Here is a 13,925-nt window from a genome sequence, read left to right as displayed (position 1 = left end):
CGTTCGGAACCGGTGCGCGCAGCCCGATCACGCCTGCCTCGGCGCCGTCGGCGCCCCCCGCGTCGTTCTCGACCGGCTCGCTGCCGTCCACCACCTACTCGAGCGGTTCGTTGCCGCCGGCCTCGGTCTCGCCGGCCGACAGCGGCCAGCCGTTCCAGGCCACCCTGACCAACGCGGCGATCAACAGCGTTCGGGCCGAGCGGCAGCGCACGGTCATCCCGCCGCGCCCGGCCCGCTCGACCCCGGCCGCCGGCAGCGCCACCGACTACTCGTCGCTGCCGATGCCGACCCCGCGCGCTGAGCCGGCCGAGCCCGGCTCCCGCGCCAACTGGCCGCTGATGAACCCGAGCGGCGAAGATCTCGCCGCGTCGACCGGGTCGATCAGCGCACCGCCCGCCGACAACGGCCGGGTCAAGCCGCCGTGGCAGGACATGCCGAAGGAGCCGCCGGCCCTGCGCCTGGTGGAGCCGCAGCTCGGCAACAGCCTCGACACGACCGTCGCTGACCTGACGGCGCTCGCTGACCCGCCCTCGCTCCGGCTGGTCGAGGGCGAGGCGCGCCGTCTCGCCAACCGCCGCAACGGAACCAGCAACGGCTCGATGGCCAACGGCGCGATGACCAACGGGTCGATGACCAACGGCTCGATGAGCACCGGCATGACGGTGACCGCGCTGGACCGCAGCACCACGCCGCCGGTCTCGTCCGACGGCAGCGACGGTGACCTGCTGATCTTCGCGGCCGCGCGGTCGGCCTGGTTCACCGGCCACACCGAGCAGTCGCCCGAGATGGACTGGGCCAACCCGAACGACAGCGGCTGGCGGGCCGCCGAGCGCGCCGCCACCCCCGAGATCGCCGCCGAGACGTCCGCGGGCCTGCCCAAGCGGGTCCCGCAGGCCAACCTGGTGCCCGGCTCACCGCTGCGGGACGAGCGCCCGCTGCGCATCGTCCGCGACGCGGCCAGCATCGCGGCGCACACCACCGGCTACTTCCGCGGCTGGCGTCGCGGGCAGGAGATCGGCGGTTTCGCGATGGGCGGCCGCCCGGGCCGTGAGTCGGCCGGCGGCTGGGACTTCACCCGCGACCGCGAAGGCCCCGACGACTACCGCAACAACACGAACAACAACAACACGAACGACAACGCCAACTACAGCTCCCGCTAGACCCTTCAAAGGCGGCCGCCGGCGCGGCCGCCTTTGCCATGCTCAGCCGCGGCGGTCCTGCCAGGTGCAGAGGCAGACCCGGTTGCCCTGCGGGTCGGCCAGCACCCAGAAGCTCGGTGCCTCGGCGTCGCTCTCCAGCTTGCCGCCGGCCGCCACCGCCGCGTCGATTCGCGGCTGGACCTCGGACGGGTCGACCCACAGGTCGGGGTGCCAGCGCTGCCGGGGCTCCTCGCGGCCGGACTGCTGGAACCAGATGGTCGGCAGCACGCCCGAGGGGTCGGCGACCTCCTCGTCATAGTCGCCCTTGCGGTGCTCCAGGCCCATGACGGCTTCCCAGAACGGCGCCACCTCGGCGTGGTCGGGGCTGTCCAGGCCCAGTTCGAGCCAGGTCAGGCCGCCGAACGACTGGCTCAGCCCGGCTTCGGCGACCAGGCCCGAGATGGTGCGGGCGAGCCGGATGTCCCGCGCGGTGATCCCGCCGGTGTCATGACTGGTGAGCCGCACGTCCACATGGGAGTAGCGGAGGTCCAGGTCGGGGTGGTGGTCCATCTCCTCGGCGGCCGCGCCGATCGCGTCGACCAGGGCCAGGCCGGCAGCGAAACTGCCGCTGCGGACCCGGGTGTGCAAGCCGTTGTACAGATGCGCCCAGCCGGTCAGCCCTTCGGCCGCGACCTGCGATCCCGTCAGCTTCGTCATGCCACCATCTTTCCCGCCGGGACTACAGCGCGGCGAGTGCCTTGGTGATGTTCCAGCCGGCCAGGTCGAGCATCCACTGCCGGTCCGGGAAGTCGGTGCCGGCGATCCGCAACGGCCCCTCGATGAGGGACAACACCTGGGCGTACGAGTAGAGCGCGAACCTCGCCGGATCCAGCGGCCCCGGGTCGAGGCGCGGATAGTCGGCGCCGAACCGCATCTCGATCCACGCGTGGTCCCACTCCGCGTCGAACCGGATCAGCCCCTCGAAGTCGATCATCACGGGCTCGCCGGCCGGGTTCACCAGCACATGGTCCGGTCCGAGTTCGCCGTGCACCAACGCGTACTCCCGGCGGGGAGGCACCGCCGCGCGCAACCCGCGCAGATGGTCCTCGATCCGGTCCCGCTCCGCCGTCAGGCGGACGTCCTGGTCCGCCACCGCCGCGAGATGACCGAGCGCCCGGTCCACCACCATGTCCTCGGCCGGCCGCTGCGGCCCGGCCGCCGGGGTGGGCGGTCCGTAGTGCGCGGTCACGCCGGCATGCATCCGGCGTAGGGCCGCGCCGAGCTCGGCCAGCGGCGCGGCCGCCGCGGCCGGATCTCTTTCCATGAGTCGCTCCAGCGACTCCGCACCGGCATCCTCGACCAGGGCGAAAGCGCCGTCGTGGTCCAGCCGCAGCAGTTCCGGTACGCGAACCCCGGCGTCCCGCAGTGCCGCGTGATTAGCCGCGAACTCGGCGATCCCGGCCTCCCCGGTGAACGGGTCGTCCGGCACCGTGCCGACCGGCGGCCAGTAGTTCTCCTCCGCCGCCCACCGGTACAGGATCACCGTGCCGCCGTCGCCGAGGCGGACCCGATAGACGCCCTTCTTGGTGCCACCGGCCAGCCGGGTCAGGTCCACCGCACCGAGCCCGGGGATCAGTTCATGGACATCGTCGATCCCGAGAAAGTCGCGCATGGCGCCCGACGCTACCGGTTTTGAGATCATGCGAGGGTGCGCGCCATCGTCTTCGACTTCTTCGGCACCCTGACCGACCCGGCCGCCGAGGCCGGTCGCCGCGAGTCGTTCACCGCCACCGCGGCCGCGCTGGCGATCCCGGCCGACCGCTTCTGGCAGGCGATGGGCGCCAGCTTCCCGGACCGGATCACCGGCCGTTACGGCGACACGCGCGCCACGCTGCGCCGGATCGCCACGGAGTGTGGCGCCGACCCGGACGAGGCCGACCTCGACGCCGCGGTGTCCGCTCAGCTGGCCGGCGGCGTCCGGGTGCGGCCGCCCCGCGCCGGGGTGCTCGACCTGCTCGACCGGTTACGCGCGGACGGTTATCGCCTCGGCCTGATCAGCGACTGCTCGAGCGAGCTCTGCGAGTCCTGGCCGGAGACCCCCTACGCGCCGAGGATCGACGCTCCGGTCTTCTCCTGGCAAGAGGGGTGCCGGAAGCCCGATCAGCGCCTCTACGCCGCTGTGAGTGCCCGTCTAGGGGTATCGGCGGCCGAGTGCTGGTACGTGGGCGACGGCGGCAGCCGGGAACACGACGGCGCCCGCCGAGCGGGCATGCGCCCGGTCCTGGTGACCAACACGGCCTACCCGGACGCCGCGGCCCGGCGCAGCGACCCCGACCCGTACACCCCGGAGCTGACGATCGCCGACCTGGACGCCCTGGCCCCACTGATCCGAACGTAAGCACGCAGAAGCCCCGCTCCGACCCATCGGAACGGGGCTTCCACTAAGTCAAAGACCGCTCACGCTAAGTGACCGCTCTGACCGCAACAACCACGCATGCCGCAACCACCGCAACGCGGGGTCTCCGGGGGCTCGGCCCCCGGAGAAGACATAGGCATAGTGACCTCGGTCCGCGCTTTCCGCGGACAGAGATCACCCGCTATGCCGGAGCGACTGCGCGGGTGCGACGCATCGTCAACACATACTCGACAAGCGAGATGAGGACGTTCTTCGTCGACTCGCGGTTGCGGGCATCGCAGCTCACCACGGGCACGTCGCTCGAGATCGCCAGCGCGTCTCGCACGTCCTGCGCGTTGTGGTACTGCATGCCGTCGAAGCAGTTGATCGCCACCAGGTAGGGAAGGCGGCGATGCTCGAAGAAGTCGATGGCGGCGAAGCAGTCGGCCAGCCGGCGCGTATCGACCATGACCACGGCACCGATCGCGCCTCGCACCAGCTCGTCCCACATGAACCAGAACCGCGTCTGGCCAGGTGTTCCGAACAGGTACAGGATGAGGTCACGGTCGATGCTGATGCGGCCGAAGTCCATGGCGACGGTGGTCGTCATCTTCCCGGGCACCTGCCGGTTGTCGTCGACACCCACACCAGCCGAGGTCATGATCGCCTCGGTGGTCAGCGGGGTGATCTCCGAGACCGACCCGACCAGCGTCGTTTTGCCGACGCCGAACCCACCGGCGATGACAATCTTCGCCGATGTAACGCGTCCCCCAGCAGCGGGACGGTGCGACATGTCAGAGCCTGCGAAGTCCACTCAGCACCCTTTCCAGCAGTTCCGTGCCTACCGCGTCGGTCTCGTCGTCCAGCGAGGTGGGCTCGTACACCGCGACCAGGCCATCAGTGGCCATGTCCGCGACGATTACCCGAGCCACACCGAGCGGCAGTTGCATGCGTGCGGCGATTTCGGCGAGCGACTGCACACGGCCGCCGTCGCACATAGCCGCGATGTACTGATGCTCGCTTCCACCCTGCCCGCCGCGGATCATTCCAGAACGTCCGCGGACGGTTGTCTCGACCAGCGCTTCCAGCGCTATCTCAAGCTTCGGTCGGGTCCGACCGCGGGTCACGGCGTACGGCCTGACCAACGCGCCGGTCGGCTCATCGCGCTCTGGCATCGTCACCGCTCACCCCTTCCTCGAACCCTAGAAGTGTCTCGTGTTGTCAGCGTTTTGGACAGTGCCGGCAGCACCGGCTGGCTGCCCTTTCAGCCGAGGACCCCGGCCGCGGAACGCGGCGCGGGGGTGAGGGCCTCACCGACACGGTCGACGAGAAGGGCCATCTCGTAGCCCACCTGGCCGACGTCGCAGCTGCGTGCCGCGAGCACCGCGAACGACGAACCGTCGGAGATCGACATCAGGAAGAGGAACCCGTTGTCCATCTCGACGACCGTCTGCAGCACTGCACCACCCTCGAAGCACCGAGCGGCGCCCTGAGTGAGGCTGACCAGGCCGGAGGCGATGGCCGCCAGCTGGTCGGCACGGTCACGCGGTAGGTCCCGCGAGGCTGCCAGGAGCAGACCATCGGCGGAGACCGCGATCGCATGTGCTACTCCGGGCACGCGGTCGGCGAAGTTGGCCAGAAGCCAACCGAGATCCTGCGTAGATGTCATGCCTCATGCTCCTTGCCAGCCTGCGAGGACTGCTGCCCTCCCGGAGTCTCCTCCGGGTTGGTCGATTGTTCCTTGGTGCGACCGCGCTGCACACCGCGGTGGTAAGCGGAGAGAAGACCGCGAACCCCCTCGGGCGTGCGCTTCTGGGCGGGATCTCCGCCGCGGTCGACACCGCCGGGGACGAGCTGCGCCATCGGTGTGCGCTTGGGCAGCCCTGCCGTGGTGGTGGTATCGATCGAGTGCTCGGCGGCCGCGCGGGCGGCCGACCAGCCCTCGTCGGCAGCGGTGCGCCACGGGTTGCCCGCCACACTGCCGTTGGAGCCATTGGAGCCGTTGCCGTTCGAACCGTAGCCGCTCACCGCGCCAACGCCCACCGGCGCCGGATCGAGGTCTCGCGATTCGGGCGAAGCAGCCTGCTGCGGCACCGACCGGGTGGGTTCCCCGGTCGAGATCCGCTGTGCGGTGACCGGGTCGTCGGCGCCGTTGGGCTTGCCATCCGGCCGAGACGGCGTGGTTGTGGTGAACCACGCGGACTCGAGCTCGCGGAAGATCGGCAGCTCCATCGTCTCGTCGGCGAACTGGCCCTGGTTGCTGTCCCGCTGACGGGCCGCCGCCTGGGCCGCCGCGATCTGCTGAGCAGCCGTGGCCTGCGCCTCGGCGGCCTGGGCCGCCGCCGCCTCGTGAGCCGCTCGGGCCGCCCGTTGCTGGGCTTCCGCCTGCGGGCTGCCCGAGGTGGGCGTCGCGGACACCGGGGTCGCGGACACCGGGCGAGCCGGCGGCGCGGACGACGGGATCGGCGCGGTCTGCGGGTTGGTCGGGCGCTCGACCTGCGGGTCGGAGCGCTCGGGCCGGTAGCGCGGGATCTCGGCGGTCATGTCGAGCGCCGCGGCGAGGCTCTCCGGAACGTGCGGTGCGGCGTTCGGGTCACGCTCAGGCGCGACCGGCGGCCAGACCGGCGGGTTGGCCGGAGGGCTGGAGACCGGCGGCTCGTTGGCCGGCGGCACCGAGGTGGGCCGACCACCGTACGGCATCGGCGGAGCCGAGACCGGCGGCAGCGGAGGAGCCGACACCGGCGGGACGAATCCGCCCCGGCCCTGGTTCTCCGGGTTGGACGGCAGCTGCCGCGGGATCGACGGGCCGTAGCCGTCGTTGCCCGGCTGGAACTGGTCGCCGTTGCGGCGCTGCGGCAGGCCGTCGGGGCCCGCGAAGCCCTGCGGGGCACCGCTGGACGGCTGGCCCATCGGACCCGACGGCAGCGGCGGGATCATCTCGTTGCTGCGCGGGCCGTAGAAGCCGTTCGACCCGCCGCCGTTGCCATTGCCGTTGCCGTTTGACGAACCGTTGGTGCCGAAACCGTTGGAGCCGTTGGAGCCGCCGGGCGCGCCGGTGAGGTCGGACCAGGCGGGAACGCCCCGGCCGGCACCGGTGCCGAGCATGCCACCGTTGGACATCGGCGGGTTCGGGTCGAACGGACGGCCACCGGGGTAACCGCCGCGGCCGCTCTCCAGAGCCAGCGGCTCGGGCATGCCGGGACGGCCACCCTGCTGCAGGCTCTCGTAGCCGCCGGCCTGCACCGGACGACCGCCGGCGAGGTGACTGCCGGACAGCACCGGCAGCGGCAGGCCAACCTCGGCCACCGTGCCACGCTCGGAGTCGGCGGGCCGCAGCTCGACCTTGACGCCGTGCCGGTTCGCCAGCCGGGCGACCACGACCAGGCCCATCATGCGGGAGACGGCCACGTCCACCATCGGCGGGTTGGCGAGCCGCTCGTTCAGGTCGCGCAGCTGTTCCCGGCTGATGCCGATGCCACGGTCCTCGACCGAGAGAATCGCGCTGTCGCCCAGCCGCCGCGCCTCGACGGTGACCGTCGAGTTGGGCGGGGAGAACGCGGTCGCGTTGTCGAAGAGCTCGGCGACCAGGTGGACCATGTCGTTGACGGCGTGCGCCGCCACCTCGATGTCCCGGTCGATCATGCCGAACTCGATGCGGGTGTAGTGCTCCACCTCGGACTGCGCGGCGCGGAGCACGTCGATCAGGGCGGCCGGCTCGCGCTGCACACGGGTCGAGTCGGCACCGGCGAGAACCAGGAGGTTCTCGTCGTTACGACGCATCCGGGTGGCCAGGTGGTCGAGCTGGAAGAGCTCGGCCAGGCGGTCCGGGTCTTCCTCGCCGCGCTCCAGCCGGTCGAGGTGACCGATGAGCCGGTCGACCAGGATCTGCGAACGGCGGGCCAGGTTGACGAACATCGTCGCGACGGAGGAGCGCAGTGCGGCCTGCTCGGCCGCGGTGCGCACCGCCTCGAGGTGAACCGCGTTGAACGCCTCGGTCACCTGCCCGAACTCGTCCCGGCTTCGCACCGGTAGTGGTTCGGCGATCTGGTCGGCCACCTGGGCCGGGGTGAGCGAGGTGGCCAGCGCCGGGTCGCGCAGCCGGGAAACCGCGTGCGGCAGACCGAACTGGGCGACCGAGAGCGCACCCTGTCGAAGCTCGCGCAGTGAGCGGGCCATCGACCGGGCGACGAGCCAGGCGAACAGGATCGCGAGCAGCAGCATCGCGAGCAGCACGCTGGTCTCGATGAAGACTCGCCGGTTGACGTCGTTACGGATGCCGGTGGCCTCGACCACGATGTCGGCGTCGAGCTTCTGCTCCACCTGCCGGAACAGGTTGTTGTAGCCGATCATCGCCGCTTCCCATTGCTGGGAGTCGAACGGGATGTTCTTGGTGTTGGCACCCTGCAGCGCGCGGAGCTGACCGGTCAGGTTGGTCGCGGCGCGACCGTCCGTCACGTTGGCCGTGCGGTCGAAGAGCTGCACCTCGGCATCGGTACCAACCGACTTGACCGTCGCCTGGGAGAGCTTGAAGCCGGCGTCGGTCAGCAGGAAGTCCTGCCGCAGCGTGGCGTTGAAGTCGCCGGCGCCGAGCACCTCGTGGCCGACGTCGCGCTGCTGGGAGATGTAGTCCTTGGCCCGGGCGACCGCCGCCACCGTACGCAGGTGGTCGCTCAGCTCGGTGTCGCTGGCCAGCTGGGCCGAGACGTCACGAACCGAGAGCAGGTCGTCGATCAGCTTGCCGTAGGTGTCCTCGACGTCGTCGACACCCAGCTTGCCGTTGGCGATCTGGCTGCGCTTGGACGGGAGGTCCTCGAGGTTGCGGTCCAGCCGCAGCAACAGCGTGCTCACCTTGCTCGGCACGTCGTCCAGCGCGGCCTTCTGCTGGGAGTACGGAACCTTGGCCTGGTCGACCTGGGCGTGCTCGCCGTTGTAGGCCTTCAGGGCCACGTCACGGATCGTGCTCTGCCGCGGGCTCGTGGTGATGATGACGCCGTAGGCACGTTCGTTCTGCAGGCGATCGACAAGGCCACCGGCGGCCTCCGACAGCACCGATAGGTTTCGAGCGCGCTCCGCGTTACTCGCCGTATCGATGTGGTCCACCAGACCGCTGACGCCGACGATGATCGTCGCCAGGGTAGGCACCAACATGATGAGGCCGAGCTTCGACCAGATCGGCAGATCTCGCAGCCGATCGGCCGGCCGACGGAGACGCGACATGACGCCGGTCGCCGTCTTGGGGCGCTTGCTCACGTCACCGTCCTCCTGATTCGGGCCCGGCTTTCGGGTCGCCGGAACACCGCACACGGCCGACTACCGCGTCGGGCCCCCGAGATTCCATCACGACGAGTGTCAAAGAGAAAGAGCAGGCGGACACGGACCGGTTGTGTGACGCGATGTTGCTCCGTCGGAGTTGGACATCGCCGGTTCGATATGACTGCCTGTATTTGCAAGGGTCTCTCAGTGTCACTCATGCCGATCAGCGCAACGCGGGGGTGTCGCTGGCTGGCCGGGCCCGATCGTAGTGGATCGCGGCAGGAGGAACGATGTCGCGGTCGGGCCCGCAGAGCAAGGTGAGATGCCCGATTTTGCAGTGTTTGTAGGGACCATTCTGACCGAACGGATGAGGGACCTCGCCGAACCGGTACAGCCGTGAGCCATAGGTCGGGTTCCATTTGCCAGGTGGCACTCAACCCAGCAGCTTGGCGTACGCCGGCTTGATCACTTCATTGATGATCGCGAGCCGTTCGTCGTACGGGATGAACGCCGACTTCATGGCGTTGATGGTCAACCACTGCAGTTCCGCCCAGCCCCACCCGAAAGCCTCGCTGAGCAGGGCCATCTCCCGGGACATCGAGGTGCCGCTCATCAACCGGTTGTCGGTGTTGACGGTGACCCGGAACCGCAGATCGTGCAGCAGCCCGATCGGATGCTCGGCGATCGACGCGGCCGCCCCGGTCTGCACATTGGACGAAGGGCACAGTTCCAGCGGAATCCGCTTGTCTCGCACATATGCCGCCAGGCGCCCGAGCACCCCGTCGCCGGAGATGTCGTCCACCAGCCGGACCCCGTGCCCCAGCCGGTCGGCACCGCACCACTGGATCGCCTGCCAGATCGACGGCAGACCGAAGGCCTCGCCGGCGTGGATGGTGAAGTGGAAGTTTTCCCGCTGGAGGTATTCGAAGGCGTCCAGGTGCCGGGTGGGCGGGAAACCGGCCTCGGCCCCGGCGATGTCGAAGCCGACCACGCCCGCGTCGCGGTAGCGCACGGACAGCTCGGCGATCTCCTGCGAGCGGGCCGCGTGCCGCATCGCGGTCAGCAGCACCCCGACCCGGATCGGCCGGCCCAGGGCCGCCGCTTCCTGACCCCCCGCGACAAAGCCGGCATTTACCGCCTCGACCACCTGATCCAGCGTCAGGTCGCGTTCCAGGTGCTGCTCGGGGGCGTAGCGCACCTCGGCGTAGACCACCCCGTCGGCGGCCAGGTCGAGCGCGCATTCCTTGGCCACCCGGTGCAGGCTCTCCTCGGTCTGCATCACCGCCACCGTGTGCGCGAACGTCTCCAGGTAGCGTTCCAGGGAGCCCGAATCGGCGGCCGCGGCGAACCAGGCACCCAACGCCTCCGGGTCGCCGGCCGGGAGCGGGTGCCCGATCTCCTCGGCCAGTTCGAGGATGGTCGCGGGCCGCAGGCCACCGTCGAGGTGGTCGTGCAGCAGCGCCTTCGGTGCCTTGACGATGTCGGAATGTGCGATGGCGGCCATCAGAGAAGCCTAGAGGGCGGGACGGAATGATCGACGGAGCATTGCCGTACCTCCGATGCCCGATCTGCGAACAGCCGCTGAGCCGGGCCGAGCGGTCCTTGCACTGCCCGCGCGGCCACAACTTCGACATGGCCAAGCAGGGGTACGCGGATCTCAGCGCGGGCCGGCTGCCGCATTCCGGGGACACCGCCGAGATGGTGGCCGACCGGGCCGACTTCCTCACCGCCGGGCACTACGACTTCATCGGCGAGGCTCTCACGCCGTACGCGTCGGATGGTTTGGTGGTTGATGCCGGGGTTGGCACCGGCAGTTACCTGGCCCGGGTCCTGGACGCGGCGCCCGCCGCGGCCGGTCTCGGCCTGGATGTCTCGAAGCCGGCGCTGCGCCGCGCCGCCCGGGCCCACCCCCGGGCCGCCGCCGTCCTGGCCGACCTGTGGCGTCCGCTCCCGGTGGCCGACGGGTCGGCCGGGCTGATCCTCAACGTGTTCGCGCCCCGCAACGGCGCCGAGTTCCACCGCATCCTGCGCGCCGACGGGGTGCTGCTGGTGGTGACCCCGGCGCCGGACCACCTGCGCGAGCTGATCGCCGCGCACGGCCTGATCCGGGTCGACCCGGACAAGGAGGCCCGGGTGCGGGAGGCGCTCGACGAGCACTTCACCGCCGACTCCGCCAAGGCCCATGAGCGCGAGCTTCGCCTGACCGCGGCGGAGGCGCGCACGCTGATCGGCATGACACCGAGTGCCCGTCACGTCCCGGTGGCCGACCTGCCCACGACGGACGTGACGGTTACGGCCGCGGTCCACGTGACGGCCTACCACCCGCGGTTTTCCCCACTCACGCAGAATGAAGGGCCAGGGCCGGCGTAGCTGGGCCCCGGCCCGGCCCCGGCGGGAGCTGCGGTCCGTCACCCACCACCGAGCTACGACATTCGGAATTTGAAGCTCTTATACAGAAAGATCCACTTCTTCCCATTCGGCGGGTTTGTCGTGGTACGGGCCCTGGAAGACGATGGCCCACTCCAGCGCCCACCGGCGCTGGCCGATCGCGTTGCTGCCGATCTCCCCCGGCAGGTCCGCGCCGAGCCGCTCGGCCTCCTGGAACGCCCAGTCCAGGCAGTAGTAGAGGTCGAGCAGGACGGCCGCCTCGACCGGGTCGCGCGGCGACATCAGTGACCTAGATCGCCAGCTACCGAATGTCTCACCAGCCGGAAGATCGGGCATCTGGGACATCAGCCGGTCTTCCGGTGGGGCGGTCGGATCCAGGTGCCGGCTGAGGCCCAGCAACCAGGCCAGCGCGAAGACCGCGTCGTGGTGCAGCACGAACGACCGGTGATCGCCCTTGGCGCCGATCACGAACTGCCACTCCGGCGGCGTCACCAGATCGACCAGGTGCGAGCCGAGCAGCCAGCCCATCGCGATCTCGGTGGGCATCCCGAAGCATCGCGCCACGACCACGTGCAGCACCGCGCAGCGCGCCTCGATGTCGATGGTCGGGCGCAGCTCGATGCTGTCGCCCGGCTCCCAGATCAGCGGGAAGCCGGGCGGTGGCAGCGGCAGGCCCAGCCGCTCGATCTCGTCGAGGCTGGCCTCGCGGACCGCGCGCGGGTCGGGTGCGGCCTTCGTCATGGTGCGTCAGGCTATTCGGTCGAGTACCAACGGGGTAAGGGCGGGCGCGACCTCTCCGACGGTGACGGCCGCGGCCGCGTCGGCACGCGCTGCGGCGATCCGGCTGCCGTCATCGGTACGCAGCTCGAGCAGCACGTCACCGGCCTTCACCCGGTCTCCCGGCCGCACCTTGAGCTGCACCCCGGCGCCGAAGCTGACCGGGTCTTCCTTGCGGGCCCGGCCGGCTCCGAGGCGCCAGGCGGCCACCCCGATCCCGTACGCGTCGACGGCCGTCACCACGCCGTCGGCCGCCGCCCGCAGCACCTCGGTCTCCCGGGCCACCGGTAACGTCGCGTCCGGGTCGCCGCCCTGCGCCTGGATCATCCGCCGCCAGGTGTCCATGGCCGCGCCGCTCTCCAGCACCTTGGCCGGGTCGGCGTCCAGGCCGGCCGCGGCCAGCATCTCCTGGGCCAGCGCCAGGGTCAGCTCGACCACGTCGGCCGGGCCACCGCCGGCCAGCACCTCCACCGACTCGGCCACCTCGTTGGCGTTGCCGACGGCTAGGCCGAGCGGGGTGTTCATGTCGGTGAGCAGCGCGATCGTGTTGACCCCGCTGTCCTTGCCGAGCCGCACCATGGTGCTGGCCAGCTCGCGAGCGGTGGTCAGGTCCTTCATGAAGGCGCCGGAGCCGACCTTGACGTCCAGCACCAGCGCGCCGGTCCCCTCGGCGATCTTCTTGCTCATGATCGAGCTGGCGATCAGCGGGATGGCCTCGACGGTGCCGGTGACGTCGCGCAGGGCGTAGAGCTTGCGGTCGGCCGGCGCCAGGCCGTCCCCGGCCGCGCAGATCACCGCGCCGACGTCCTGCAGCTGCCGCTTGAACGCGTCGTTGCTGATCGACGCCTGCCACCCGGCGATCGACTCGAGCTTGTCGAGGGTGCCGCCGGTGTGCCCCAGGCCGCGGCCGGAGAGCTGCGGCACGGCCGCGCCGCAGGCCGCCACGAGCGGGGTCAGCGGCAGCGTGATCTTGTCGCCGACGCCGCCGGTGGAGTGCTTGTCGGCGGTCGGCCGGGTCACGCTGGACAGGTCCAGCCGTTCGCCGCTGGCGATCATCGCGGCGGTCCACCGGGCGATCTCGGCCGGCGTCATGCCACGCAGCAGGATCGCCATGGCCAGCGCCGACATCTGCTCGTCGGCGACCACACCCTTGGTGTAGGCGTCGACCACCCAGTCGATCTGCTCGTCCGACAACACCTGGCCGTCCCGCTTGGCCCGGATGATGTCCACGGCTGCGAAGCTCATTTTTCCTCCTGCCACCGGGCGGGGATGCCGTCCGGCGGATCGCCCTCGCCGGCCCAGGCCAGGCCGCCGTCGGCGTCCACCACCACGATCCGTGGCGTGCGGACCCGGCCCCACCCGACCGCGGCCGCGGTGGTGGGGAAGTTCGGACCCTCCTCGAGCACGCCCTTGGTGGCATCGCTCTCGTCGGGGCTGCCCGCGGACCGCTCCCAGTAACCGGTCCAGACGGTCTCGCCGCCGGCCAGGTCGGGGTGCACGAACACGGTGCCGCGCCCGCGCCACTTGGCCAGGGCGGTCGGCACCTCGTGGCCGGCGGCCGGCCCGTTGACCTTCTCCAGGTCGTCCGGCCCGAACGCGTGCGGCAGCAGCTCGCTCATCTTCAGCGGCCCGCTCTGGTGCTCGACCAGGCACTCCGCGCCGCCGTGCTCGAACAGCAGCTGCCGGCAGCGCCCGCACGGCATCAGCGGGTCGCCGTTGGCATCCACGCAGGAGACCGCCACCAGCCGCCCGCCGCCGGTCGCGTGCAGCGAGCTGACCAGCCCGCACTCGGCGCAGAGCCCGACGCCGTAGGACGCGTTCTCCACGTTGCACCCGACGACGATCCGGCCGTCGTCCACCAGCGCCGCCACCCCGACCGGAAAGTCGGAGTAGGGCGCGTACGCGTGCCGCATCGCCTCGATGGCGGCGGCCCGCAGTCCAGCCCAGTCGATCTCCATACCGCGAATTCTGCC

General features: G+C 70.7%; 12 protein-coding genes and 1 pseudogene. 3 read left to right on the top strand and 10 right to left on the bottom strand.

What is annotated here, in order from left to right; genetic code table 11:
• A pseudogene (locus Ate02nite_RS35555) lies at nt 1–1,160 on the top strand (transposase); the annotation flags it as partial.
• Between the two features lie 42 nt (nt 1,161–1,202).
• Here the strand turns inward: Ate02nite_RS35555 and Ate02nite_RS35550 are convergent.
• The gene (locus tag Ate02nite_RS35550) at nt 1,203–1,856 is read right to left on the bottom strand and encodes a 4a-hydroxytetrahydrobiopterin dehydratase (protein ID WP_203812288.1); all 654 of its coding nucleotides are present in this window, start codon (nt 1,854–1,856) and stop codon (nt 1,203–1,205) included.
• Nucleotides 1,857–1,878: 22 nt separating this feature from the next.
• Nucleotides 1,879–2,811: a phosphotransferase family protein gene (locus tag Ate02nite_RS35545; protein WP_203812287.1), complete on the bottom strand. Its 933-nt coding sequence runs from the start codon at nt 2,809–2,811 to the stop codon at nt 1,879–1,881.
• A 36-nt stretch (nt 2,812–2,847) separates the two neighbouring features.
• On the opposite strand from Ate02nite_RS35545, the gene Ate02nite_RS35540 reads away from it, so the two are divergent.
• Entirely contained in the window at nt 2,848–3,537 is a 690-nt protein-coding gene (locus tag Ate02nite_RS35540; protein WP_203812286.1) for an HAD family hydrolase, read from the top strand.
• 199 nt (nt 3,538–3,736) lie between these two features.
• Here Ate02nite_RS35540 and Ate02nite_RS35535 read toward each other — a convergent pair whose 3' ends face one another.
• From Ate02nite_RS35535 to Ate02nite_RS35515, 5 genes are all read right to left on the bottom strand, one after another.
• The gene (locus Ate02nite_RS35535) at nt 3,737–4,327 is read right to left on the bottom strand and encodes a GTP-binding protein (protein ID WP_203725129.1); all 591 of its coding nucleotides are present in this window, start codon (nt 4,325–4,327) and stop codon (nt 3,737–3,739) included.
• Nucleotide 4,328: 1 nt separating this feature from the next.
• On the bottom strand, nt 4,329–4,709 hold the full coding sequence (locus Ate02nite_RS35530; RefSeq protein ID WP_203725131.1) for a DUF742 domain-containing protein: 381 nt from the start codon (nt 4,707–4,709) through the stop codon (nt 4,329–4,331).
• Nucleotides 4,710–4,798: 89 nt separating this feature from the next.
• The gene (locus tag Ate02nite_RS35525; protein ID WP_014447580.1) at nt 4,799–5,203 is read right to left on the bottom strand and encodes a roadblock/LC7 domain-containing protein; all 405 of its coding nucleotides are present in this window, start codon (nt 5,201–5,203) and stop codon (nt 4,799–4,801) included.
• On the bottom strand, nt 5,200–8,784 hold the full coding sequence (locus Ate02nite_RS35520) for a sensor histidine kinase (RefSeq protein WP_203812285.1): 3,585 nt from the start codon (nt 8,782–8,784) through the stop codon (nt 5,200–5,202). The genes Ate02nite_RS35525 and Ate02nite_RS35520 overlap by 4 nt, the downstream gene beginning before the upstream one ends.
• A 436-nt stretch (nt 8,785–9,220) precedes the next feature.
• Entirely contained in the window at nt 9,221–10,291 is a 1,071-nt protein-coding gene (locus Ate02nite_RS35515; RefSeq protein WP_203812284.1) for an adenosine deaminase, read from the bottom strand.
• Nucleotides 10,292–10,317: 26 nt separating this feature from the next.
• On the opposite strand from Ate02nite_RS35515, the gene Ate02nite_RS35510 reads away from it, so the two are divergent.
• A complete protein-coding gene (locus Ate02nite_RS35510) occupies nt 10,318–11,157 on the top strand; it encodes a putative RNA methyltransferase (RefSeq protein WP_203812283.1) in 840 nt (279 codons plus the stop codon).
• Between the two features lie 78 nt (nt 11,158–11,235).
• Here Ate02nite_RS35510 and Ate02nite_RS35505 read toward each other — a convergent pair whose 3' ends face one another.
• The 3 genes from Ate02nite_RS35505 to Ate02nite_RS35495 are packed head-to-tail and all read right to left on the bottom strand — an operon-like array spanning nt 11,236 to nt 13,910.
• The gene (locus Ate02nite_RS35505) at nt 11,236–11,916 is read right to left on the bottom strand and encodes a DUF4272 domain-containing protein (protein ID WP_203812282.1); all 681 of its coding nucleotides are present in this window, start codon (nt 11,914–11,916) and stop codon (nt 11,236–11,238) included.
• 6 nt (nt 11,917–11,922) lie between these two features.
• Complete coding sequence (locus tag Ate02nite_RS35500) at nt 11,923–13,197, bottom strand: thymidine phosphorylase (protein ID WP_203812281.1); 1,275 nt, start codon at nt 13,195–13,197, stop codon at nt 11,923–11,925.
• A complete protein-coding gene (locus Ate02nite_RS35495; RefSeq protein ID WP_203812280.1) occupies nt 13,194–13,910 on the bottom strand; it encodes a cytidine deaminase in 717 nt (238 codons plus the stop codon). The genes Ate02nite_RS35500 and Ate02nite_RS35495 overlap by 4 nt, the downstream gene beginning before the upstream one ends.
• Between the last annotated feature and the right edge of the window lie 15 nt (nt 13,911–13,925).

The organism is Paractinoplanes tereljensis (assembly GCF_016862435.1).
GTDB lineage: Bacteria > Actinomycetota > Actinomycetes > Mycobacteriales > Micromonosporaceae > Actinoplanes > Actinoplanes tereljensis.
This window is presented reverse-complemented; position numbering and strand designations above follow the sequence as displayed.